At 52.3% G+C, this 22,199-nt stretch carries 25 protein-coding genes and 1 tRNA gene; 12 read left to right on the top strand and 14 right to left on the bottom strand.

What is annotated here, in order from left to right; genetic code table 11:
* Window positions 1-64: 64 nt before the first annotated feature.
* Window positions 65-1,486, bottom strand: coding sequence for a glycogen synthase (locus HS100_15790; GenBank protein MBE7435376.1), 1,422 nt, complete (start codon window positions 1,484-1,486; stop codon window positions 65-67).
* A 111-nt stretch (window positions 1,487-1,597) separates the two neighbouring features.
* Between HS100_15790 and HS100_15785 the strand changes: the two genes are divergently transcribed.
* A complete protein-coding gene (locus HS100_15785; GenBank protein ID MBE7435375.1) occupies window positions 1,598-3,016 on the top strand; it encodes an exo-alpha-sialidase in 1,419 nt (472 codons plus the stop codon).
* A 53-nt stretch (window positions 3,017-3,069) separates the two neighbouring features.
* Here HS100_15785 and HS100_15780 read toward each other — a convergent pair.
* From HS100_15780 to hisS, 3 genes are all read right to left on the bottom strand, one after another.
* Window positions 3,070-3,141: transfer RNA gene (locus HS100_15780), tRNA-His, on the bottom strand.
* A gap of 31 nt (window positions 3,142-3,172) precedes the next feature.
* Window positions 3,173-3,637, bottom strand: a complete 465-nt coding sequence (locus HS100_15775) for a GNAT family N-acetyltransferase (GenBank protein ID MBE7435374.1) — start codon at window positions 3,635-3,637, stop codon at window positions 3,173-3,175.
* Window positions 3,630-4,907: a histidine--tRNA ligase gene (gene hisS, locus HS100_15770; GenBank protein ID MBE7435373.1), complete on the bottom strand. Its 1,278-nt coding sequence runs from the start codon at window positions 4,905-4,907 to the stop codon at window positions 3,630-3,632. Before hisS ends, HS100_15775 begins: the two co-directional genes overlap by 8 nt.
* A gap of 165 nt (window positions 4,908-5,072) precedes the next feature.
* On the opposite strand from hisS, the gene HS100_15765 reads away from it, so the two are divergent.
* From HS100_15765 to HS100_15725, 9 genes are all read left to right on the top strand, one after another.
* Window positions 5,073-5,564, top strand: a complete 492-nt coding sequence (locus HS100_15765) for a Crp/Fnr family transcriptional regulator (protein ID MBE7435372.1) — start codon at window positions 5,073-5,075, stop codon at window positions 5,562-5,564.
* Window positions 5,554-6,681 carry a 4Fe-4S dicluster domain-containing protein gene (locus tag HS100_15760; GenBank protein ID MBE7435371.1) on the top strand — a complete coding sequence of 376 codons (1,128 nt, stop codon included), beginning with the start codon at window positions 5,554-5,556 and terminating at the stop codon, window positions 6,679-6,681. The genes HS100_15765 and HS100_15760 overlap by 11 nt, the downstream gene beginning before the upstream one ends.
* Window positions 6,678-7,544, top strand: a complete 867-nt coding sequence (locus HS100_15755; protein MBE7435370.1) for an FAD/NAD(P)-binding protein — start codon at window positions 6,678-6,680, stop codon at window positions 7,542-7,544. Before HS100_15760 ends, HS100_15755 begins: the two co-directional genes overlap by 4 nt.
* On the top strand, window positions 7,544-8,335 hold the full coding sequence (locus HS100_15750; protein MBE7435369.1) for an oxidoreductase: 792 nt from the start codon (window positions 7,544-7,546) through the stop codon (window positions 8,333-8,335). Before HS100_15755 ends, HS100_15750 begins: the two co-directional genes overlap by 1 nt.
* Entirely contained in the window at window positions 8,335-9,618 is a 1,284-nt protein-coding gene (locus tag HS100_15745) for a Ni/Fe hydrogenase subunit alpha (protein MBE7435368.1), read from the top strand. The genes HS100_15750 and HS100_15745 overlap by 1 nt, the downstream gene beginning before the upstream one ends.
* Entirely contained in the window at window positions 9,615-10,094 is a 480-nt protein-coding gene (locus tag HS100_15740) for a hydrogenase maturation protease (protein MBE7435367.1), read from the top strand. Before HS100_15745 ends, HS100_15740 begins: the two co-directional genes overlap by 4 nt.
* Window positions 10,095-10,197: 103 nt before the next feature.
* Window positions 10,198-10,998: a class I SAM-dependent methyltransferase gene (locus HS100_15735; protein MBE7435366.1), complete on the top strand. Its 801-nt coding sequence runs from the start codon at window positions 10,198-10,200 to the stop codon at window positions 10,996-10,998.
* A 57-nt stretch (window positions 10,999-11,055) separates the two neighbouring features.
* Window positions 11,056-11,685, top strand: coding sequence for a PIG-L family deacetylase (locus tag HS100_15730; GenBank protein ID MBE7435365.1), 630 nt, complete (start codon window positions 11,056-11,058; stop codon window positions 11,683-11,685).
* A gap of 1 nt (window position 11,686) precedes the next feature.
* On the top strand, window positions 11,687-12,196 hold the full coding sequence (locus HS100_15725; GenBank protein ID MBE7435364.1) for a DinB family protein: 510 nt from the start codon (window positions 11,687-11,689) through the stop codon (window positions 12,194-12,196).
* Between the two features lie 19 nt (window positions 12,197-12,215).
* Here HS100_15725 and HS100_15720 read toward each other — a convergent pair whose 3' ends face one another.
* The 9 genes from HS100_15720 to sufC form a co-directional block, all read right to left on the bottom strand.
* Window positions 12,216-13,082, bottom strand: a complete 867-nt coding sequence (locus HS100_15720; GenBank protein ID MBE7435363.1) for a GNAT family N-acetyltransferase — start codon at window positions 13,080-13,082, stop codon at window positions 12,216-12,218.
* Between the two features lie 181 nt (window positions 13,083-13,263).
* Window positions 13,264-13,611, bottom strand: coding sequence for a non-heme iron oxygenase ferredoxin subunit (locus HS100_15715; protein ID MBE7435362.1), 348 nt, complete (start codon window positions 13,609-13,611; stop codon window positions 13,264-13,266).
* 5 nt (window positions 13,612-13,616) lie between these two features.
* Window positions 13,617-14,054 (bottom strand): hypothetical protein, encoded by a 438-nt coding sequence (locus HS100_15710; protein MBE7435361.1) that lies wholly within the window; start codon window positions 14,052-14,054, stop codon window positions 13,617-13,619.
* On the bottom strand, window positions 14,035-14,430 hold the full coding sequence (locus HS100_15705; GenBank protein ID MBE7435360.1) for an SUF system NifU family Fe-S cluster assembly protein: 396 nt from the start codon (window positions 14,428-14,430) through the stop codon (window positions 14,035-14,037). The genes HS100_15710 and HS100_15705 overlap by 20 nt, the downstream gene beginning before the upstream one ends.
* Before the next feature lie 7 nt (window positions 14,431-14,437).
* Entirely contained in the window at window positions 14,438-15,658 is a 1,221-nt protein-coding gene (locus HS100_15700) for a cysteine desulfurase (protein ID MBE7435359.1), read from the bottom strand.
* A 46-nt stretch (window positions 15,659-15,704) separates the two neighbouring features.
* Window positions 15,705-16,361: a hypothetical protein gene (locus tag HS100_15695; protein ID MBE7435358.1), complete on the bottom strand. Its 657-nt coding sequence runs from the start codon at window positions 16,359-16,361 to the stop codon at window positions 15,705-15,707.
* A 130-nt stretch (window positions 16,362-16,491) separates the two neighbouring features.
* Complete coding sequence (gene sufD / locus HS100_15690; GenBank protein MBE7435357.1) at window positions 16,492-17,829, bottom strand: Fe-S cluster assembly protein SufD; 1,338 nt, start codon at window positions 17,827-17,829, stop codon at window positions 16,492-16,494.
* Between the two features lies 1 nt (window position 17,830).
* Entirely contained in the window at window positions 17,831-19,240 is a 1,410-nt protein-coding gene (gene sufB, locus HS100_15685; GenBank protein MBE7435356.1) for a Fe-S cluster assembly protein SufB, read from the bottom strand.
* 60 nt (window positions 19,241-19,300) lie between these two features.
* Window positions 19,301-20,074, bottom strand: a complete 774-nt coding sequence (gene sufC, locus HS100_15680; protein ID MBE7435355.1) for a Fe-S cluster assembly ATPase SufC — start codon at window positions 20,072-20,074, stop codon at window positions 19,301-19,303.
* Between the two features lie 166 nt (window positions 20,075-20,240).
* Between sufC and HS100_15675 the strand changes: the two genes are divergently transcribed.
* Entirely contained in the window at window positions 20,241-20,864 is a 624-nt protein-coding gene (locus HS100_15675; protein ID MBE7435354.1) for a winged helix-turn-helix transcriptional regulator, read from the top strand.
* 13 nt (window positions 20,865-20,877) lie between these two features.
* Window positions 20,878-21,225: a DUF59 domain-containing protein gene (locus HS100_15670; protein ID MBE7435353.1), complete on the top strand. Its 348-nt coding sequence runs from the start codon at window positions 20,878-20,880 to the stop codon at window positions 21,223-21,225.
* A gap of 209 nt (window positions 21,226-21,434) precedes the next feature.
* On the opposite strand, the gene HS100_15665 is transcribed toward HS100_15670, so the two are convergent.
* The gene (locus HS100_15665; protein MBE7435352.1) at window positions 21,435-22,040 is read right to left on the bottom strand and encodes a helix-turn-helix domain-containing protein; all 606 of its coding nucleotides are present in this window, start codon (window positions 22,038-22,040) and stop codon (window positions 21,435-21,437) included.
* Window positions 22,041-22,199: the final 159 nt, after the last annotated feature.

Below are 22,199 nucleotides of genomic sequence, written 5' to 3'. Positions count from 1 at the left end.
GAGATTAAAGAGGATGGCAAATTGTTATTGGTCCGATTCGCCATTCTTTTTTTCAATCCTGATATTATTTAACCAACGAATCGTAGAGTTCGAGATATTTTTTCGCGGAAGCCTTCCAGGTGAAGTCCTGCGACATCCCCTTCCGCTGAATGGCAGACCATTTCTCGCGATCTTCCAGTACTTTGATCGCAGCCTTGATCGCCCCCGTTAAAGACATGTGGTGTGCCTTTTCGAACACAAAACCGGTTTCGTTCTGAATGACAGTGTCTTTCAATCCGCCCACCGCGCGCACAACAGGCACGCAGCCGTAGCGCATGGCGATCATTTGCGCGAGCCCGCAAGGTTCGTACCGCGAAGGCATGAGAAGCATATCCGCGCCTGCATAGATCTGCCGGGCAAGGTTTGCATCGAAGCGCAATTCTGCTTTTATTTTTTCCGGGAAATTCGTTTGCAGCTCGCGCGCGGCTTCCTCTAGCTTCGGGTCGCCCGTTCCAAGAATGACAGCCTGAAAATTCGTGTTCTTCATGCTTTTGAGCGCAGAAAAGGCAAGGTCGATGCCTTTTTGAACATCCATGCGTGAAACGATTCCCAGCAATGGGACATGCGGATTCCGTGCCAGCCCGAGTTTTTCCTGCAGGAGTTCCTTGTTCTCTGCGCGGCGGTCAAGGGTTTCAAGATCATAATTGACACTCAGCGCTCTATCCGTTGCAGGGTCGAACGAGACGGTGTCGATGCCGTTCAAAATTCCGCTAAGCGTTTCGCTTCGTTGACTCAAAAAATCCTGCAACCCACAGCCGAATTCCTCGGTCAACACCTCCTTCGCATATCCCGGTGAGACAGCGACAATCGCGTCTGAAGCCCACAAACCCAGCGGCAATGCCTGCACTCTTGCCCATTCCGGCAGGTCGGTCTGCGCAAGTTTTATCTTATAACTGTCGAGAAGGGCGCCGACATCCGTGCCCATGAAAGGCAGGTTGTGAAGCGTGATCAATCCCGCCACATGCTTCGCACCGGCTTCCCAACGTTTCGTCAGGTTTACATAGACGCTCAACGCCGTATGCCAATCGTTCGCATGTATCACATCCGGCTGAAAGTTGATATGTTTCGTCAACTCGATTGCCGCCAGCGAGAAGAACACATATTTTTCCGTGTCCAGTTTTGTGTCGAGAGAATAGACCGAGCCTCCCGAACGAATGGGGTCGCCGTTGATCAAATAGACGGGCATGCCGTCATGCGACGTCTCGAACGCCTCCACCCCGACCTCGGAATTGCCTCGCGGTATGGAAAAGAGTTCCACGGGACGGAGATTCTCCGCCTTCACAGATTGGTGATGCGGTAACACGAGCCGCACGTCGAGCGTCACTTCATCGGTGGAAAGCGCGCGCAGTTCACGCGGCAGAACCCCCGCAACATCCCCCAAACCGCCGACCTTGATGAAAGGATCCGCTTCGGCGGCGAGGAATAGCACATTGATGGTTTTGGGCATGGAGGCTATTTTACATGAAAACGGCCTTCCTGCTTGACAACCACCCTGCCGATTCTGTAAACTACACTATATCCAGCCCATCGGATAAAACCAATTCTTGAGGAGAGTGCCATGTCTGCACGCGCTACCCGCACGCAATTGCTCGTCCTGTTGGTCCTGATTGCCCTTGCTGCACTAACGGCAGCAAACATGGGTTCATTACTTCCCACCGCGGAAGAAACCCCTGCAAAAGCCAAACGAAAAACAGTAGGCCCTCTAGCATCCGTCATCGCCGCGCCGATTCCCTCGGGAGTTAAAGCGCCTCCCACCCCACCGAGCGGATTCTCGACCCAAACCCGGCTGGGATTTTTCGACGGAGATCAATGGGAGCCAGCCATAGCCGCCGACCGGTTCGGGAACGTATATATGCTTTACGCGCAATATTATGGAGTGCCGGGCTGTGAGACATGCGGCAACCCAACACAGGTCATTCAAATCAGCAACGATCATGGTGCGACTTGGGGTCCGCCAACTCCGATCTATACCGAAGGCGCAAATACCGGTCAATGGGATTCCCAGATCGTCGTTGATCCAGCCGACGGCAGGACCGTGTACGCCTCCTGGATGGAAGCGAACAAGAGCGACATCGCTGTCGCCAAATCCACAGATTTCGGGCAGACCTGGTCGGTCGTGATCGCGGACTCCACAAATGCCGCTGTGGATAAACCCATCCTTGCCGTGCGCGGGCAGGATGTGTACGTCTCGTATACTCATGCGCAAAAACTCTACGCCGCATCATCCCATGACGGCGGGCAAACCTTCACTCAATCCGAGATCAAGTTCAAAGGGAAACTGGGTTGGGCGCTGGCTGCTGGTGGATACGTCGCCCCGAATGGCACCGTCTACATGTCGTGGAATGGCTACGAACAAAACGGCGGCGCGAAGGGTAAGGTCCATCTCGTCATCAGCAAATCCACTGACGGCGGCGCGACGTGGACAAACACCGTTGTTCAAGTCTCCCGCGCTCCCGAAAAATGCCCTGCGGATTACTACTGCGGCTGGGCATATCTTGGAGCGCAAATCGTGATGGCAGGCGACGAAGCGGGTAACGTTTACTCCCTTTCCAATGCCAACAGCGCGGACTTTGGACCGGCTCGCATCTACTTCTTCAAATCCACCAATGACGGCGCGACTTGGAGCGCCCCCGTGGAAGTCTCCACGGCCGGACCGAACATCTCGCATAACTTCCCGGCTATCACGGCAACCGGCAACGGCGACGTCCGCATCTCGTGGATGGACGAAAGGACCAATGGCTGGTGGAATACCTATTACCGTTCATCCACAAATGGCGGCTCAACCTGGACAAACGAGCAGGACGTTTCCGCATTCGCGGACGGTTATTCCAGCTATATCACCGCAGATGGATTCCGCTTCCCCTTCGGTGATTATTATGAAATGGATATCGACGAAGAAGGCACTACCCACATCATTATGGGCGAAGGCTATAGTTACGACTCACCCGGTTCGATCTGGTACACAAGGGGAAAGTAGGTGAAACGAAAAGACCCGAAGGGTATCAAAACCTTTCGGGTCTTTATTTTCTGGGCGGATGAGGAGTCTCGAACTCCCAACCACCTGAGCCACAGTCAGGTGCTCTGCCATTGAGCTACATCCGCCATACAAAAGCGGTTGCCATTTTACCACAAATCAACGTAGTTTCAGCATTGCTTCAGTCTCATCGTCAATGATTCTGCCGGTTTCCTCGAATCCCAAACTTGCATACAACTTCCGAGCGACTTCGTTTTGCGGCTCATAAGAAATACCCACTACTTGAACCCGCTCGTCGGCATGGAACAAGTCCAACATCCACTTCATGCCGAACATTCCATAGCCCCGGCCCTGGAACTTTTCATCCACCATCAACCGCTGAATGAAGGCTTGATGGGTGGGATGCGAGAAATTTACGGCATACATCAAAAACCCCACAGGCTTGCCTTCATCATCGTAGATTCCAAAGGGAAACAAATCCCAATGCCCCTCGTACTCATCGCCGAATTTTGATTGGGCGATTGAATATAAATTTGAAGCGACAAAATGTTTCTGATCTTCACGAACTTTCAAATCGATAAGTTCCCGCCAGTTATCGATCGAGACGGGGCGAATCTCAGGCATTTTTCAAAATCCCCTTAATCGACTCAAAAATCGCCTCCCTCTTGACTTGTAACTGATCTCCCGTCCCAAGGTTTTTGACCACGACCAGGCCTTTTTCTACCTCATCCGGACCAAGCACCATCGCGACCCGCATCTTCATTTTGTCTGCAAACTTGAATTGTTTCGGCAGTTTGACGGGTTCGGGATAAACCATTACATTGAGTCCCGCCTGGCGTAATTCAGACGCAAGAGAAAGGGACTGTATCCATAGGTTCTCATCGAAGACGGTCACCAAAACCTGTGCCGGACTGGGTTCGAAATCAGGGACCAGCCCCGCTTCCTGCAAAACAATTCCAATGACCACATCGCCCATTGCAAATCCCGTTGCCGGCAGGGAATCACCGCCAACATCTTCCAGCAGATTGTCATACCTCCCTCCGCCCAGGATCGAGCGGCGGACAGATCCAGTGAGATCGAATGCCTCGAAAACGGTGCTCGTGTAATACAGCAGTCCGCGCATGACCGCCGGGTCGAATTTAATGTATTCTTTAACTCCCAGCGCGTCCAGTGCTGCAAAAACCCTCTGAAGATTATCGCTTTGTTTCCAAAGGTTGTAATTTTCAAGCACTTGCTTCAGACCATCGATCTGTCTCTGGCTTAATCCCATCTCCAAGCCGTATGCCTCCCAGGCATCCGGATTCATTTTCGAGCGTCGATCGATCAGGTTCGACGATTCGACGCGTTTCTCAACCGGGATGTCCAGCCTGTCAAACTGGGAGGTCATCAGGCTGCGGTCATTCACGAATATGGAAACACGCGCCGGGTCCAGCCCGACCGAGCGCAGGAAGGTAGCGGCAATGGCGATCATCTCCGCGTCTGCTTCAGGTGAATCTGCCCCGACCATGTCGATATTCCATTGAAAAAATTCCCGTGTGCGGCCTTTTTGCGGCTGTTCGTAGCGCCAGAATGGACCGAACGACCACCAGCGGACGGGAAAAGTCAACTGTCCCTGTTTTGCCGCGATCATGCGCGCCAGGCTGGGCGTCAACTCGGGACGCAGGGTCACTAAATCCCCGCCGCGATCCTCGAACACGAACGATTGTTTTTTCACCAGTTCTTCGCCGGATTTTGCCGCGTAAAGATCGATCGTCTCAATGAACGGACCATCCCATTCCTGATAGCCAAATGACCGCGAAGCGCTTCGAACTTTCTCATAAAGATAGTTTCGAAGCGACATGGTTTCGGGATAGAACTCGCGCACACCTTTTACGGTCTGAACGGTTTTTTTCATGATGATTCTCCAGATGAATTGTCCCGCATTGTAGCATATTTGAACCAGTGAATTGGTATGACAAGTAGCCTATTGAGTAGAGGAAGGAACGCACTATCACAGCTTGTGAAAAATGGTACAATAAATTAGGATTGGCTCTATTCCTCCAAAGACAAGGAGTCCACTATGAGGTATGACAAGGCAGATGTGAGCAGGGAACTTGAAAAAATTCCCTGGTTCAAGGAGATCGACCGTAAACACTTGCAACGGATTTCAGACATATCACATTTAAGACATGTACGGGCGGGGGAAATCCTGTTCCGCGAAGGCGACCAGGAAGACTATCTTTACATCGTTATCGAGGGGCGGGTGGCAATCGACATCTTTATCCCCCATCGAGGCAAGATTCGAATCTTTACCGCCGAACCTTGGGACCTGTTCGGTTGGTCAAGCGTAATCCCCAATATCTACCAACGAACGGCGGGAGCCGTTGCCGTGGTGGATGGTTTGGTGGTCGGCATCGATTCCGCAAAATTACGCGAAGCCTGTGACGCCGACCACGACCTGGGCTATCTTGTCATGCGCCGATTATCGAACATTGTCGCCAGCCGTTTGCTGGTCACCCGCCTGCAATTGATCGATATGTTTGCGTCACCGGAGGACAAAAATGCCAAATGAGCGCATCCCGGACATGGGAAGCACCATCACGATCGAAAAGCCGGTTTTCAATCTGCTCTTATCCCGATTGAAGGAGGAAGGATATTTGCCGATTGGGCCGCGCGTCAAGAATGAGACGCTTGTTTATGAAGAAATCGAGAGTATCGATGATCTTCCACAGGGATACAGCACCGAGCAAAAGCCGGGCAACTTTCGATTGGTGCATGAAAAACATTCCCGTTTCTTCGATATCATCCCTGGAGCCCAGTCCTGGAAACAATTTCTTTTCCCGTCACAAACGGAATTGTTCGCCATGCAAAAAAACGGAAAGAGCTGGGAAATTTCCTCTCAACCAATGGAAACCCCCAAGTATGCATTTATTGGAGTCCGCGCCTGTGAACTGGCAGCGATCCAGATACAAGACGGGATATTCATGCGCGAAGATTTTACCGACCCGCACTACCGGGCGCGGCGAATACACGCATTCGTGATCTCGGTTAACTGCACCCAACCCGCTGGAACCTGTTTCTGCACATCGATGGGTACCGGTCCGCGCGTGAAGGAGGAATTCGACGTGAATCTGACCGAGCTCGATGATGTGTTTGTATTAACCATCGGGTCGGAGGTTGCGCGAAGATTGCTGGCTGGAATTCCATTTGACGACGCCAGCGGTTACATCCTCTCGAATGTCGAGCGGAAACTTGAGCACGCCGAACATCAAATGACAAGGAAACTCGAAAGCTCCGATCTGCCAAATCTCATCATTGATCACCTCGATCACCCTTACTGGCTCGAGATCGGAAAGCGGTGCCTTAGTTGTACGAACTGTACCCAGGTCTGCCCGACATGTTTCTGTTGGGATACACAGGATGAGATGAGCCTCGATGGAAAGACCACCAGACGCAACCGCTTATGGGACTCCTGCTTCAATCCCGGGTATTCACATCAGGCAGGTGGCAATACCCGCCCGACGATCTATTCGCGCTATCGCCAGTGGCTCTCTCATAAGCTTGGCACATGGAAACAACAATTCGGAACCCTGGGCTGTGTTGGATGCGGACGCTGTATTACATGGTGCCCGGCAGAGATCGATATCACGGAAGAGATCGCCGCCCTGCGAAATGAGGTGAACCGATGACCATGCTTGCCACAGAAATTGTCAGAACGCACGCTGACCTGCTGCTCGAACCGCACTGGGCCGAGATTAAATCCATCGTCCCCGAGGCAGACGACATCGCCACATACTGGATCCGCTTCCTAGATTCTGACGAACAAGAGGCATTCCGTTTCGAACCGGGTCAATTCAACATGCTCTACCTGCCCGGGTTTGGCGAATCCGCGATTTCGATCAGTTCCGATCCGCAAGATAACGAGAAGATTGGGCACACCGTCCGCTTCGTTGGGAATGTCACACGCGCGGTAAGTCGCCTGAAAGTCGGTGACATCGTCAGCTTGCGCGGACCGTTCGGCTCGCATTGGCCCATGAAAGAAATGGAAGGCAGGGATGTGTTCATCGCCTGCGGAGGCATTGGTCTGCCTCCCCTCCGCCCGGCGTTGTATCACATCATTCAGAACCGCGACGAGTACGGGAAGGTCACGTTACTCTACGGCGCCCGTACTTCCGGCGACCTGATGTTCCCAAAGGAATATGAGGATTGGCGCAAAGCCGGCATCGACGTGGAAGTGACGGTTGACCGTGGGGACGCCAACTGGAATGGACGCGTCGGAGTGGTTCCGATGTGGTTTTACCAGTTCCGCATCGACCCGCACAAGACCACCATCCTCACCTGCGGACCGGAGATCATGATCCGGTTTGTCATCTTCGAAGCCATGGCGCGCCGCGTTCCGCTGGATCGCATCTACGTCTCGCTCGAACGTAATATGAAATGCGGTCAGGGCTCGTGCGGTCACTGTCAGTTGGGACCCTACTTCATCTGTAAGGAAGGTCCGGTCTTTCGTTTTGACGAATTACAGTCCTTCTTCAATGTCGAGGAGTTTTAATGACCACGAAAAAACCAACCGTTGCCGTGTATAAGTTTTCCTCCTGTGACGGGTGCCAGCTTTCGATCTTGAACATGGAAGATGATCTGCTTGATCTTGCCGACGCAATCGACATCGCATATTTCCTCGAAGCCACACGCGCACAGAAACCCGGACCTTACGATATTGCGATCGTCGAAGGTTCGATCACCACGCCGCATGAAATTGAGCGCATCAAGGAGGTACGTGCCACCGCAAAAACGGTGGTCGCTCTCGGTACATGCGCCACTGCCGGAGGCATTCAAGCGCTTCGCAATTTTGCCAATGCCGATGAATTTGCAAGGGTGGTGTACGGGCATCCTGAATACCTACAATATCTTGAAACTGCCACACCCCTCTCCGAGCACATTCCCGTCGATCTCGAACTGTGGGGCTGTCCGGTCAACAAGGCACAGGTGATCGAAGTCATCGTGGCGCTGCTGAACAACCGTCTTCCCAACCTGCCGCCTTATTCTGTCTGTTTGGAGTGCAAGCGGCGCGGAACCATTTGCATCCTTGTGGATAAAGGTATTCCCTGCATCGGACCCGCGACACAGGCGGGATGCGGCGCGATCTGCCCAACCATCGGACGCGGCTGCTACGGTTGTTTCGGTCCTTCACGCGATGTCAACCCCGGCGCGATGGCAACCATGCTCCGGCAACTGGAACGCTATCCGGGTGAGACAGCCCGCCTCTTCCGCGGCATCAGCGGCTACGCTCCGACTTTCCGCACCATTGTGGATGATCTTCTTCCGGCAAACGAGGAGGCGTGATGAAAAACATAAAAGTTCCCGCCCTGGCGCGCGTGGAAGGAGAAGGCGGTCTCTACATCGGCTTGAAAAACGGCAAGGCAGTGGAAATCCGCCTCGACATTTACGAGCCGCCGCGATTCTTCGAAGGGTTTTTGAGAGACCGATACCTGCAGGAAGTTCCCGACATCACCGCCCGTATCTGCGGCATTTGCCCAGTGGCTTATCAGATGAGCGCCGTGTACGCGCTCGAGAATGCATTGGGAGTGAAAATCTCCCCCCAGGTGCGCGCCCTCCGCCGGTTGATGTACTGCGGCGAATACATCGAAAGTCACGCGCTGCATATTTATATGCTCCAGGCTCCCGACTTGCTTGGTAAAGAATCTGTTTTGGAGGTGGCGGCAGAAGCACCCGATGTCGTGAAGACCGCCCTGCGCCTCAAGAAGATCGGCAACGAACTGCTCAAGGCAATTGGCGGGCGATCCGTACATCCCGTCAATGTGTGTGTCGGCGGTTTTTACAGCTGGCCTGATGCGAAAGCAATCAAGGCCCTGCTCCCCGATATGGAATGGGGGTTGAACGCCGCCATCGACACGGTCAAGCTGGCGCTTACGCTTCCCTACCCGGACCTGGAAATTGACTATGAATTTGTAGCCCTCCACCACACTGAGGAATACGGTGTGATCGAAGGCGATGTCCTTTCGTCAAACGGGCGCAAGCTTTCGATATCTGAATACGAGAACAGCTATATCGAAGAGCACGTCAGACACTCGAATGCCTTGCACAGCCGTACCGTGGATAACAATACCTATCTTGTCGGACCGCTGGCTCGCTTAAACTTGAACCATGAACAATTGATGCCAAGAGCGAAGAACTCCCTACAGGAATTTGGCATTCGGCTGCCGGTCAAGAATCCGTACAAGTCCCTGATTGCACGCTCCATCGAACTGGTCCACTTCTACGAGGAAGCCATTCAGCTCATCAAAGAATACAAACCAAGCGGACCTGCCCACCTTGAACTGAAACTCAAAGCAGGTGAAGGCTCTGGCGCCACCGAAGCCCCGCGTGGACTTCTCTATCACCGCTACAAGATCGATGCCAGAGGCATGGTGCAGTTCGCCAAGATCACTCCACCCACCGCGCAGAACCTGCCGCGTATCGAAGCCGATCTGTTCAAACTAACTCCCAAGATCGTCAGCCTGCCCGAAGCGGAAGCAACCCTCATTGCCGAACATCTTGTGCGATCCTACGATCCTTGCATCTCGTGCGCGACGCATTTCTTGAAATTGAAGATTGCAGAGAAATGAAGAAGGTCGCGGTAATCGGCATCGGTCAAAGTCTTCGCGGCGACGATGCTGCCGGGCTGGAAGCGGTTCGCCGATGGCAGGAAAAATTCCCTGAAACCGCAAACAGGCTTGAGGTCCGGGTCGAGGCGTGTGAACTGCCCGGTCTCGCGCTGATCGACCTGCTGAACGATTTCGATGCGGCGATCCTGGTGGATGCTGTCCAAAGCGCTGGGAATCCGGGTACCATCCATCGCCTTGATGAAAGTGATCTTGCTTCTTTTGCATCGGGTTCAAGATCAGCGCATGGCTGGGGCGTGGCAGAGACGCTTCACATGCGAAATCAACTTACCGACGTGGAAGTCAACATCCGCATCATTGGCGTCGAGGCTGAACAAATGGAACTCGGTGCAGAATTAAGCAGAGTTGTTGAAAGCGCGATCCCCGATCTCTGCAGAGTGATCGAAGAAGAGATACACGCACTGGTGCAGGAAAAATAATCGCCGGGTGAATTGGCAATTAATTTTCCGTTTCATAATTCAACGATTGAATTTTGACGCGATTTTGGTATAATATCGCTCACTATTAATCAAGGAGAAACAAATGGAAATTTATTATCAGGAAACCAGCAAGGATCTTCTCACCCGCATCCAGATTCACGAGAAATACGGCTCAGCGAACATCGATGTGTGGACAAACGACCTGCTAAAACCTCAAGCCGGCATGAATATCCTCGATGTAGGATGCGGCGCGGGCAAATTGAGTTTCCTATTTGACGACTACACCAAGGGGCAGGCAAATATCATAGGTGGCGACTTCTCGGAAGAATTACTGGATAAGGCACGCGTCAGAAATAAGGAGCGCGGTTCGAACATCGAATTCCAATTCCTGGACTTCAACAAAACTTTCAACTTTGCAGACAATACCTTCAATCTATGCACCAGCGCCTTTGCCATTTATTATGCTTCGGATCTAAATTTCACATTTAATGAAGCGCATCGCGTCATTAAACCAGGCGGACGATTTTTTGTCTCCGGTCCTTTGCCCGAAAACAAGCCGATGTTTTACGAAATCATCAAAGAAGCGACGAACGGAACCATCCCCCTAATGCCCGGTTCATCCCGTTTCAAGAGCGAAATCTTCGAAACCATAGATGGAATCTTCGCCAAGACCGAACTTCACAAGTTTGAAAACCATCTCACCTTTCCCGAGGTGGATCCGTTCATCGAATACGTCCGCGCCTCTCTCAGCGAAGATCGCAAACTGTGGACCTCCATGTTCAACGGCAAGGATGAATATGAAGCATTGATCGGAAAAATCACTGATGTGGCTACGCGCTGGTTTAACCGCGACGGCAAATTGGTGATGACCAAGGTCGTCGGCGGGATTTTGGCGACAAAATAAATTGACGATGGACGATAAAAGCCATCGTTCGTGGTCCAATGTCCATCGCCCATTTCCATGAACTTCTTCGGCAAACGAGTCCTTTTCCTCGGCGCGCATCCGGACGACATCGAGATCGGGTGCGGTGCTTTGATTCACCGCATTGTCAACAGGACCGAAATCCTTTGCGTGACATTATCGGACAACCAGAAAAACCCCGACCTCAAGAATGTAAAGAAAGAACACCTCGAGTCCATGAAGGTACTCGGCGTCCCTGAGGAAAAGATCATCTTCGGTCCCTTCGTCACGCGCGTCTTCCCTGATTCCCGGCAGGATATCCTCGAATACTTCCTCGATCTGCGCAGGACGTTCAAGCCTGACCTGATCTTCACCCATTCGAAACAGGATGTTCACCAGGATCATCTCACGATGACGGATGAATCATTACGCGCCTTTCGCGGCATCACCGTGCTTGGATTCGACGTGGTGCGTTCATCCTACGGATTCTTTCCCCACTTTCTGGTTGAAGTCACCGAAGAAGATGTGAATAAAAAGGTCGAAGCGTTGTCGAAGTACGAAACCTACCGCGACCGTTACTACTTCAACGCTGAATTGACTCGCTCCATCATGGTGCGTCACGGCGCAGTGGCGGAATGCCCGTTTGCAGAGGGATTCGATATCCTCCGCATCGTCGGGAAATTCGAATAAGATGGATTTCAATACGCTATATCAAGAACTTACCCACAGCGCGGAAATGATCCGGGCTTTGCTGGCAGGTATCGGTGAGAAGGAGGCGCGAATCAAACCGAAGCGGGGCAGCTGGTCAATCCTGGAAGTCGTCTGTCATCTGTACGACGAAGAGCGCGAAGATTTCCGCGAGCATTTGGATTTCATCCTTCATCGTCAACATGAGGAATGGAAATCCATATCGCCAATGACGTGGGTGAAGACTTGCAAATATAACGAGCGGTCCTTCAAAAAAATGGAGGCAAAGTTCTTCCGCGAACGGGCAAAGTCATTGATCTGGGTCAAGGGATTAAATAACGCGGATTGGAATGTTACATACAAATCGAAATGGGGTTCGATGCGGGCGGGTGATATGTTCGCTTCGTGGGTCGCGCACGACAATTTGCACATCCGTCAACTTGTGGAGTTGCGCAGGATGTTGATCGAACGAAAGACCAAGCCTCATAAGATTCGATACGCCGGGGATTGGTAAAAAAGACAGTTACCTGTCGTCAGCTTCCAATCGAGCGAAGGTGGGGCGTTCCGTGCCACATTTCGATTCTGCGAAAAGATTCGACATATCCCATTTTATAGATGCCGGGTAAGTGCGGGTCGTTGATCCGGATATTCTCGATGTGCGCATCAAGGCGCGGATACAGATGATGCAAATGAGAGAGAAGGGCTAATGCCACGAGTTCCGGATCGCCTTCTTCAGTTTTGAAAATGAAATGGGTCAGCGTATTTTTTTCGCGTTGATAAATAAGCGATCCGCGGCCGCCATCGGGAAGCGCGATTCGCATCCCTGATACATTTTCGGTATGCGCCATCGATTCGAATTGATTCGTCCAGGGTTGGATTCCGCGATCGAGTCCAATTAGGTCGAGCGCTTCGTTACGTTCCAACCGATGGGCGTCGGCATTGACCGGCTTGATCGCCTGCCAGGACGGAGACCGACGGAGAATCAAAAGCTCCCCAACTCCATAAAACCCGAGTTTCGAAAACAGGTGGTGCGCGGGTGTGTTGTTTTTGATGACCTCCAGCATCGTGAAAGCGATCCCCAACGATCTGGACTGTTCGAGTAAACTTCGGCTCAACACTTCGCCCACGCCGCTCCGCCGTGTTGACGGTGTCACTCCAAGACGGGTGATCCAGGTTCGATCCACGCGGACTCCCAGCAAGGCAATTCCGTGCAAGCTGCCCTTTTGAGACGCAACCAGGGAGTGATCCAGGTCGACGTCGTATTTTTTTATGTACTCCGCAAGCGTTGCGGCATTCATGGGCATGGGGATCATATAACCCACCCGGGTCTGGTTATAGATATTAGTCAGCTGGTCGATCGAAAATTTGCCGGCTGGGATCAATTCATATACGTCGTTCATCGAGGATGACATTTGCGGAACCGTTATCTGATCATTCTTTCAATCAACCTCTTGCATGAGTGCTCCCGCCGCAGTCCCCGGCGGGAACGCCGTTTTGAGCAAGATAAAATTGTGACTTTTGCAGGAAGTCGTATGAAATTTTCTCCACCTGGACTGCGAATTCCTCAGGATGGACGGGTCATCACGATTTTGGAATCCCGATGAAGATCGTCCCATCCCGCACCATGACCGGGTAGGCGGGAATATCCACCACGGCGGGCATTTGCGTCACTTTCCCTGTGCAAATGTCGAATTCGGCTCCATGGCGCGGACAAACCACATTGAAACCCTCGATCACCCCATCCCCGAGGGGACCATCGTCATGAGAACAAACATCGCCAATGGCAAAGAACTGCCCGGCGATATTGAACACGACGATCGGCTTGTCGCCCAACTCAACGAACAGCCGCTCCCCATTCGGCAGCTCGGATGCGGGCGCGATTTCTACGAAATCCGCCTTTGTTTCATCGAATGACGTGTAATTGAACATTTTCGTTATTTTGTCACCTGAAAAGCCAAAGTGGAGTTGTAACAAACGGGAGGACAATCCTCACCATTAGGTTGGAATTTTTCGTAGGCAGGGACAAACTCCTGCCGGTGGGTTACGCCATTTGCGATGATTTCGATAGTAACAGTCACCGGCGGTTCAACATCAGAAGGGAGGGCAAAAAATGCGCCGGATCCGTGACACGATTTTTCAAAGCCATCTTCGGAAGACTCATCACATACCATGGCCATCAATTCCCCATTTGGGAAAATCAGGTTTACTTTATATCCATTCGTCAGAGATATGCCTGTAATATCGATGGAAATCCCGCCGACGCAGCCCGCCAATGTGCATATTTTACCTAAAGGTTCACCCAAGTCCGGTTTGCAAGCGGGGAGGAGAACAGCCGCCAGAACGAAAAACAGGTTATTCCACCAGCGAGTCACTCGCTTCACCCAAACCATATACGCCGGCCTTCAAGACTTTCAAGGAAAGCAGCGCACATTTCAAGCGGACGGGACCCAGGTCTATCCCCAGCATGTTAAGAATGTCCTGTCGATTCAGTTCCTTCACTTCTTCCAGCGGTTTCCCGATGATCGATTCCATCAACAGGTCGGCGGAGGCCTGAGAGATGGCACAGCCGTGCCCGTCGAACATCGCCTCGGTGACAATGCCTTCTGGATTCACCCGCAGATCGATCTGGATATGATCGCCACAAAGAGGGTTATTATCCGCAAAGGAAATATCGTGCGGATCAAGTTTGCCTCGATACGATGGGTTCTTGTAATGCTCGATGATGACTTCACGATAGAGGTCGTCCATTGGTCGTTTACCCGAAAATTTCCTTTACTTTATACAAACCTTTTATCAGTAAATCCACTTCTTCCTTTGTGGAATACAAGTAGAAGGATGCGCGGCTTGTGGCGGGAATGCCGAATTTTTCATGCAATGGCTGGGCGCAATGATGACCTGCACGAACGGCGATCCCATCCTGATCCAGGATCTGCGCTACATCATGCGGATGAACCCCCGCAAGCGTAAACGCGGTAACGCCGCCTTTCTTATCCGCAGTAGGACCGAAGACCTTCACGCCGGGAACCTCTTCGAGACGTTCCAGAGCATATTCAGCGATCTCGTGCTCATGTGCCGCAATATCATCCATGCCCACTTTCGTCAGATAATCCACCGCAGCGCCAAAACCGACAGCCTCTGCAATCGCAGGTGTGCCCGCCTCGAACTTGTGCGGAAGCGTGTTCGCGCGAAAGGACCTCAGTTTTACTTCCTTGATCATATCGCCGCCGCCCAAAAACGGCGGCATTCCCTCCAACAAAGCGGATTTGCCGTACAAGACACCGATCCCCGTGGGACCGCACATTTTGTGCGCCGAAAAAGCATAAAAATCTGCATCCAGAGCCTGGACATCCACAGAAAGATGAGGAACGGACTGCGCCCCATCCACGAGGGTTAATGCGCCTGCCGAATGAGCCAGATGGATGATCTCCGCCGCAGAGTTGATCGTCCCCAACACGTTGGACATGTGCGTGAATGAGACCAGTTTTGGATTCCGTTCTAGAAGCGATTTGTAAGCATCCAGGTCAAGCAGGCCGTCTTCGGTCACAGGGATGAACTCTAGTTCGATTCCGCGCTCCATTTGAAGCATATGCCACGGGACGAGGTTGCTGTGATGCTCCATCTCCGTCAGAATCACAAGGTCACCGGATTTCAGATTCGCACGAGCCCAGGAATAAGCAACAAGATTAATTGATTCCGTCGTATTACGGGTGTAGACAACCTCACGGGAAGAGGCTGCATTGATGAATCGGGCGATACGTTCACGCGCGTTTTCATACAGTGCCGTCGCTTCCTCGGCAAGCGTATGCACACCGCGATGGATGTTCGCGTTCGACCGACGGTAGTAATCGTTCATCGCTTCGATCACCTCGAGCGGCTTCTGCGATGTCGCCGTCGAATCGAGATAGATCACGCGCCTGCCGTTAGCCGTTTCGCGTTCGAGGATGGGAAAGTCTTTCCGAATCTGATCTACATTAATGGACATGAAAGGGATAAGCGTTCGCGGCACTAAACCTGCAAACGCACTAATAATCCGGGATGATTTCCTTCTTCACGGCGGGTTTCTTGCCTGTCGAAGCCGGGCGGATGTGTTCCGAATTCAGCGGATACCAAAGGATGCGGTCAGGCACCATCCAGCCGTCGGTAAGAAAAACATTCGAACGGAACTGCACCGCAACCATCTTGTTATCCACCTGAACCACAATCCCCTTTATCCAGCCGCGCACGCGTTCGCGTCCCTTTTCGTGATCGCAGAACACGTCCACCCCATCGCCCACTTCGAATGCATATTCGGGACGCGGGGCTTTCATGAAATTGAATACGTTCGAATTGGGCGAGCCGACGTTGACCGACGACCTGCGCAAAACAGGTTTAACAGGCTGGCGAATTTGATTCGTCAGATTTATGGACCGCGTAACTTCGACAGGTGTATCGCTGAAGGAGGATCGTCTGCGAGAAGGCGCTTTGAAGGACCCTGCCAGAGCGGACTTCTTAACCGATGCCTTCGTCTTCAACGCGGTTTTTGACGCTGCCTTCCGGATCGCCTTGGTTTTCGCCTGCGTTCTTTTGATCTGCGGTTTTTTTCCCGCCACCGGTTTCGTCAACTTTTTCCTGGCAGGCGATTTAACCTTGACCGCCGCTTTGATTTTTCTCTTTGTTTTCGTTTTGGATTTTACAACCATCACTCACATCCTGATTATGAACTCGAGACGCCCTCCGCCTCATTTTGACAGGGGAACTGCCGCCACCATCCGGCCGTACCCCACGCTGACAACTCACCTGCAGGAAACCCGGCAGGCTCTACTTCAAAACCTACCCGGACAATTTTTTTTCGATCGCCTGCTGAAATCGTTCGCGAACACCTTCAAATGGGATGCGCTGCATGATGGGATCGAAGAATCCCTCCACCACGAGACGCTCCGCTTCCTTTTGGGGAATGCCGCGAGACTTCAAATAGAAAAGAGGCTCCTGCTCCAGTTTACCAACAGTCGCGCCGTGTGTGCAACGCACATCGTCAGCAAGAATTTCGAGACCCGGAATAGAGTCCGCGCGCGCCTGGTCGTCGAGAACAAGGTTGCGGTTGGCCTGATAGCCGTCGGTCTTTTGCGCGCCGGGGGCAACGTAGATCATTCCCTGCCAGACAGAACGGCTTTTTCCTTTCAACGCGCCTTTGAATAGTAAATCGCTCGTGCAGTGCGGAGCAAGATGATTCTGCTGGGTATCATGATCGAGGTGCTGGGTTCCATCCGTAAAGTAGAAGCCAGACATACGCCCCTGGGCGCCCTCGCCAGCCAGATCAAGATCGGAGAAGTTCTTGGTCAGTCGCGAGCCGACAGCGCCAAAGATCCAATCGAGGTTGCCGCCGCGTTCCACACGGGCACGCTCGTGCGAGAAGTTCCACACATGCCGGCCCCAGGATTGCAATTCCACAAACCGTAGGTTGGCATCCTTGCCAACATAAATTTCGACAATGCCTGCATGGATGGCATGTCCGGTTTCATCGGGTGAAGCCGCTTCATGGACGTAGGTCACTGAAGCGCCATCTTCTATGTAAACAATGAGATGTGAGAAATGAGCGAGGTCAGTTCCCGGTCCCCACAGCACGGAGTGAAGTGGATATTCCACCTCCACGCCTTTTGGAACGTAGAGCAAAACACCATTCTCAGAAAGTGCCGATGCCAGTGCGGCAAATTTGCCGTCTTCCGGCTTGACGATCTGACCGATCAGTTTTTTGAGCAGGTCGGAGTGATTCTTTTCTGCGGTGCGGAAGTCGGTGAAGACCACACCTTTTTTGGCAAGGGTCTTATCCAATTCCACGTTGGAGCCGCCGGGGAGCAGAGTTATCTGCCCGCCGTGCTGCTCGCCTGTCAATGGCTTGAGCAATTCTTCGGGAACAACAGGCAGGTCTTCGAATGCCCCTGCTTTGGGAAGTTTGAAATCCGGCGCTGGCAGGAGACGCAAGTCGGTGCGGCGCCAGGCTTCGTCGGTGGCTATGGGGAGGGAAAGCTTCTGGAAGGAGTCCCAAGCCCCGGCCCGGAATGAAGCGAGTCCGTTCGCGGTGGGGACATCTGCCTGAGTAAATCTAAATTCTTTGGCGGCAGTATCCGCGCGTCGTCCTCGTGATACGGTTACTTTTGGTTTCTCTTGCATGTTAGCCGATCGATCCTTCCATTTGCAGCTGGATGAGTCGATTCATTTCGACTGCGTATTCCATCGGGAGTTCTTTAACAAGCGGTTCGATGAAACCGGAGACCACCATGGTGGTGGCTTCTTCTTCACTGAGACCGCGGCTCATCAGATAGAAAAGCTGCTCCTCGCCCACTTTGCTGACCGAGGCTTCGTGACCGATGGTCACATCGTCTTCGTCGATCTCGATGTAAGGATAGGTATCGGAGCGGGATTTGGGATCGAGCAACAACGCATCACAAACGACGTTGGACTTGACGCCCTTCGCGCCTTTATACACTTTGAGCAAGCCGCGATAGGAAGCGCGCCCGCCGCCCTTGGATATGGACTTGGATGTGATCTTGCTGGTGGTATTGGGCGCGAAGTGAACCATCTTGGAGCCGGCATCTTGAATTTGACCTACGCTGGCAAACGCCATCGAAAGCATCTCGCCATGCGCGCCGGGTTCCATCAGGTAGCAGGACGGATATTTCATGGTGACCTTGGAGCCGAGGTTGGCATCCACCCATTCGTGAGTGGCGTTCTCGAAGACCTTGGCTCGCTGGGTTACAAGGTTGTAGACGTTGGTCGACCAGTTCTGAATGGTCGAGTAACGAGAACGTGCGCCTTTCTTGACGATGATCTCGATCACGCCGGAGTGGAACGAGTCGGTGGTGTATTGTGGAGCTGTGCAGCCTTCCACGTAGTGAACCGAAGCGCCTTCATCAACAATGATAAGAGTCCGCTCGAATTGACCAACATTGGCGGTATTGAGGCGGAAGTACGCCTGCAAGGGCAGGTCGACCTTAACGCCCTTGGGCACGTACACGAACGAACCGCCAGACCAAACGGCAGAGTTGAGCGCTGCAAATTTATTATCTTCGATGGGAATTACGGTGCCGAAATATTCGCGGAACAAATCGGGATGTTTGCGTAAACCATCTTCGATGGAAAGGAAGATCACGCCTTGTTTTTCGAGATGTTCCTGAATGGAGTGATACACCATTTCGGACTCGTACTGAGCACCCAAACCCGCCAGGAATTTTCGCTCCGCTTCGGGCACGCCGAGCTTATCGAAGGTGCGCTTGATGTCGTCGGGAACATCATCCCAGGATTTTTCCTGCTTTTCGGTCGGCTTGACGTAGTAGTAGATATCATCAAGATTTAATTCTTTGAGTGAAGGACCCCAATTGGGCATGGGTCGTTTAAGGAAATGATCGAGAGCCTTGAGACGGAAGTCGAGCATCCACTGCGGCTCGCCCTTCATCCGCGAGATCTGTTCCACCACTTCACGGTCCAGCCCTTTTCGGGACTTGAAGGTGTAGTAGTCGTCGCGGTCGTGAAAGCCGTATTTGTATTCGCCGATCTCATCGAGAATCTTGGTATCGTCAGACATTGTACATTCCTATAAATGTGGAGGATTGCTTGCCAGGACGCGGGCTCGCAATGCCTTACGTTAGGCGGTTTCTTCAGCGGTCTTTTCGCGCAGCCAGTCGTAGCCGTGCTCCTCTAGGTGCAGTGCAAGGTCGGGTCCGCCGGATTCGACGATTCGCCCGCCCATCATCACATGCACGAACTGCGGTTTGATATAGTTCAACAGGCGTTGATAATGCGTGATGACGAGCACACCAAGTTCGGGTCCGGAAAGAGCGTTGACTCCATCCGCTACGACGCGCAGCGCATCGATATCCAGACCTGAATCTGTTTCATCCAGAATTGCGAATCTCGGTTTGAGGGTCGCCATTTGAAGAATCTCCGCGCGTTTCTTCTCACCGCCGGAGAAACCGTCGTTGAGGTAACGACCGGCAAAGTTATGATCCATCTTGAGCATGTCCATCTTTTCTTTTAGCATCTTGCGGAATTCGGGAATTGGCATGCCCTTGTCTTCGGGATCATTAGCGCGGCGGCGGGAGTTGATCGCGGAGCGCAGGAAATTCGCCACGGTCACGCCGGGAATGGCGACCGGATATTGAAAAGCGAGAAAAATACCTGCGCGCGAGCGCTCATCGGGTTCCATTTCGAGGACGTTCCTGCCGTCCAAGAGCACTTCCCCGCCGGTGACGGTGTAATTGGGGTGACCCATCAACGTGTATGCCAACGTGGACTTCCCCGTCCCGTTCGGACCCATGATGGCGTGGATTTCTCCCTGTTTTAGGGTCAGGGACAGACCCTTCAGAATTTCCTTATCATCGATGCTGACGTGCAAATCCTTGATCTCTAACTGCGACATTCTGGTACTCCTGAAAATTACCACATCTACGGTACAAATTAAGCCAAATCTGGCGTTTTTAATTTAAGTCGGCGGCATTATAGCAGGGCTGGGGGGAATTGTCAAATATTTATGATAATTTTCTAGTATATTGACAGGAGGTGGGGCTACTGATATACTGCCATCCATGAAATCCACGCGAGACAAGATTTTACAAACCCTGCTTAAAAAGCCCAAATCCACGATCAATGACCTGGCAGAGGCGGTTGGGATCAACCCCATCTCTGTCCGCCACCATTTGAACAACCTTCAAATGGAAGGTCTGGTCGAATCGCAGGAGGAACGGCACGGGGTTGGACGTCCGCGCCTGGTCTATTTGTTGACGAGCGAAGGGATGGAGCGCTTCCCCACCCGGTATTTGAGTCTCACCACCCGGTTGATTTCGCAAATGAAGGAATCCATTCCCGGACCAATGGTCAACAAGTTGTTCGGGCAGATCGCTGAAGACCTTGTAAGCGAATATGCGAAAGACATCAAGGGCTTGAGTATGGAAGAGCGTCTCGACCTCGTCAAGGAAATGCTGGCCCAGGAAGGATTCACCGTGGAATGGGAGAAGAAAAACGGGCAATACCAGATCCACGAGATCTCATGTCCCTACTACCAGATCGGTGTGACGCACCCGGAAGTCTGCACGGTGGATCAGACTCTGATCTCCAAGATGCTGGCTCTCCCGGCAAACAAGGTGCAATGTATTCTCAGCGGCGGGTCGCATTGCACCTATGTGGTTCAGCCCGTCGGTAAAACAAAATAACGAAGAGGTTTTTATGAGCGAATCTCAAGTGAACGAAATCCAATGGACCATCCACACCACTCATCCTGATCTGGTCAAACCCGCGCGCGCAAGCCTTTCGGAGGTCGTGGACCCTGAAATCGGTATGAACATCATCCAGCTCGGGCTGGTGCGCAATATTGAAATTGAGAATGGCATGGCTCGCCTCAAGATGATCCTGACCACGCCTTTCTGCCCTTACGGACCTGCCATGATCGAGATGACCAAAGCCAAAGCCACGGAAGGGCTGAACATGCCGGTCACGGTGGAAATGGGAATGGACATGTGGGATTTCTCCATGATGGAAGATCCCTCCGCGCTTGATTGGGGAATGTACGCGTAATAATTCGATGGATGGCTAGTCAGGTGGTTTAATAGTCGAACATGACTCACCCCGAAATTAAGGTTTCGCGGGTGAGTTCGTTTTTAAGAACAAATGGGACGCTGATAAACGCTGAAAACGCGGATTATTAATCCCTTTTCCGCGTAAATCTGCGCTCGTCCGCGTCCCAAATTAATTTCGGGGTTAATTATGTTTCTTTTTCCATCCTATTATTTCTTCCAGTGCATTGCATGGGGTTCTTCACCCTCGGCAAAGCCCGAGATGATGATCAGCGCGTTCGTGACGGTGTTGGAGGGATTCTTCCAGCGATGACGAAGCCTGGACGCGAAGAGCAGGCTGTCCCCCGCTTCGAGGCGGTACGTCTGCCTTTCGACTGTGTAATCCAGTTTTCCCCGCAAACAAAAGACGAATTCATGTCCGGTATGGACAATATCGTGGGGACCGCAAGAGGCGCCGCTTTCCATCGTCAGCATGAACGGTTCCACACGCCCCACGAAATTTTCGCCGCCCAAGGCTTCGAACACGCCGCGAGTGAAAGACAGACGCGTACGTTCATCGCCCTTCAAGAAAACCACCTGTTTTTTTTCGTTCTCAGTGCTGAAAAAAGCAGTGATCGAAATCCCCAGAGCGCTTGCCAGCTTGTACAACGTGCTCACCGAGGGTGACGTTTTTCCCCGCTCGATCATCGATAACGCATTTGCAGAAAGCCCGCTTCGAGCGGCAAGTGTGCGCATCGAAATGCCGCGCGCCTCACGGAGTTCGCGCAACCGGGAAGACACATCCACAGAAATAGCATCCCGCTGAAATGATTCCATAATCGCCTCCAATACCTTGGGTCAAATTTTACTAAGTTCCTCAAAATTATACAATCTTTTTGTGACATTAAACGAAACTTAATATGACACATCTCACTATTGTACAAACTGTCACAATATTATGATGCTGTTGTAAATATTCGTTTATATGTATATAGG

This window comes from Anaerolineales bacterium (genome assembly GCA_015075725.1).
GTDB lineage: Bacteria > Chloroflexota > Anaerolineae > Anaerolineales > Villigracilaceae > Villigracilis.
Note: the sequence above shows the minus strand (reverse complement) of the source record. Positions and strands in the feature narration are given on the sequence as shown.

Excerpts from the sequence above, each read along its gene's own strand:
- HS100_15790 (MBE7435376.1), bottom strand. The coding sequence starts at position 1,486 with ATGCCCAAAACCATCAATGTGCTATTCCTCGCCGCCGAAGCGGATCCT.
- HS100_15785 (MBE7435375.1), top strand. The coding sequence starts at position 1,598 with ATGTCTGCACGCGCTACCCGCACGCAATTGCTCGTCCTGTTGGTCCTG.
- HS100_15775 (MBE7435374.1), bottom strand. The coding sequence starts at position 3,637 with ATGCCTGAGATTCGCCCCGTCTCGATCGATAACTGGCGGGAACTTATC.
- hisS (MBE7435373.1), bottom strand. The coding sequence starts at position 4,907 with ATGAAAAAAACCGTTCAGACCGTAAAAGGTGTGCGCGAGTTCTATCCC.
- HS100_15765 (MBE7435372.1), top strand. The coding sequence starts at position 5,073 with ATGAGGTATGACAAGGCAGATGTGAGCAGGGAACTTGAAAAAATTCCC.
- HS100_15760 (MBE7435371.1), top strand. The coding sequence starts at position 5,554 with ATGCCAAATGAGCGCATCCCGGACATGGGAAGCACCATCACGATCGAA.
- HS100_15755 (MBE7435370.1), top strand. The coding sequence starts at position 6,678 with ATGACCATGCTTGCCACAGAAATTGTCAGAACGCACGCTGACCTGCTG.
- HS100_15750 (MBE7435369.1), top strand. The coding sequence starts at position 7,544 with ATGACCACGAAAAAACCAACCGTTGCCGTGTATAAGTTTTCCTCCTGT.
- HS100_15745 (MBE7435368.1), top strand. The coding sequence starts at position 8,335 with ATGAAAAACATAAAAGTTCCCGCCCTGGCGCGCGTGGAAGGAGAAGGC.
- HS100_15740 (MBE7435367.1), top strand. The coding sequence starts at position 9,615 with ATGAAGAAGGTCGCGGTAATCGGCATCGGTCAAAGTCTTCGCGGCGAC.
- HS100_15735 (MBE7435366.1), top strand. The coding sequence starts at position 10,198 with ATGGAAATTTATTATCAGGAAACCAGCAAGGATCTTCTCACCCGCATC.
- HS100_15730 (MBE7435365.1), top strand. The coding sequence starts at position 11,056 with ATGAACTTCTTCGGCAAACGAGTCCTTTTCCTCGGCGCGCATCCGGAC.
- HS100_15725 (MBE7435364.1), top strand. The coding sequence starts at position 11,687 with ATGGATTTCAATACGCTATATCAAGAACTTACCCACAGCGCGGAAATG.
- HS100_15720 (MBE7435363.1), bottom strand. The coding sequence starts at position 13,082 with ATGAACGACGTATATGAATTGATCCCAGCCGGCAAATTTTCGATCGAC.
- HS100_15715 (MBE7435362.1), bottom strand. The coding sequence starts at position 13,611 with ATGTTCAATTACACGTCATTCGATGAAACAAAGGCGGATTTCGTAGAA.
- HS100_15705 (MBE7435360.1), bottom strand. The coding sequence starts at position 14,430 with ATGGACGACCTCTATCGTGAAGTCATCATCGAGCATTACAAGAACCCA.
- HS100_15695 (MBE7435358.1), bottom strand. The coding sequence starts at position 16,361 with ATGGTTGTAAAATCCAAAACGAAAACAAAGAGAAAAATCAAAGCGGCG.
- sufD (MBE7435357.1), bottom strand. The coding sequence starts at position 17,829 with ATGCAAGAGAAACCAAAAGTAACCGTATCACGAGGACGACGCGCGGAT.
- sufB (MBE7435356.1), bottom strand. The coding sequence starts at position 19,240 with ATGTCTGACGATACCAAGATTCTCGATGAGATCGGCGAATACAAATAC.
- sufC (MBE7435355.1), bottom strand. The coding sequence starts at position 20,074 with ATGTCGCAGTTAGAGATCAAGGATTTGCACGTCAGCATCGATGATAAG.
- HS100_15675 (MBE7435354.1), top strand. The coding sequence starts at position 20,241 with ATGAAATCCACGCGAGACAAGATTTTACAAACCCTGCTTAAAAAGCCC.
- HS100_15670 (MBE7435353.1), top strand. The coding sequence starts at position 20,878 with ATGAGCGAATCTCAAGTGAACGAAATCCAATGGACCATCCACACCACT.
- HS100_15665 (MBE7435352.1), bottom strand. The coding sequence starts at position 22,040 with ATGGAATCATTTCAGCGGGATGCTATTTCTGTGGATGTGTCTTCCCGG.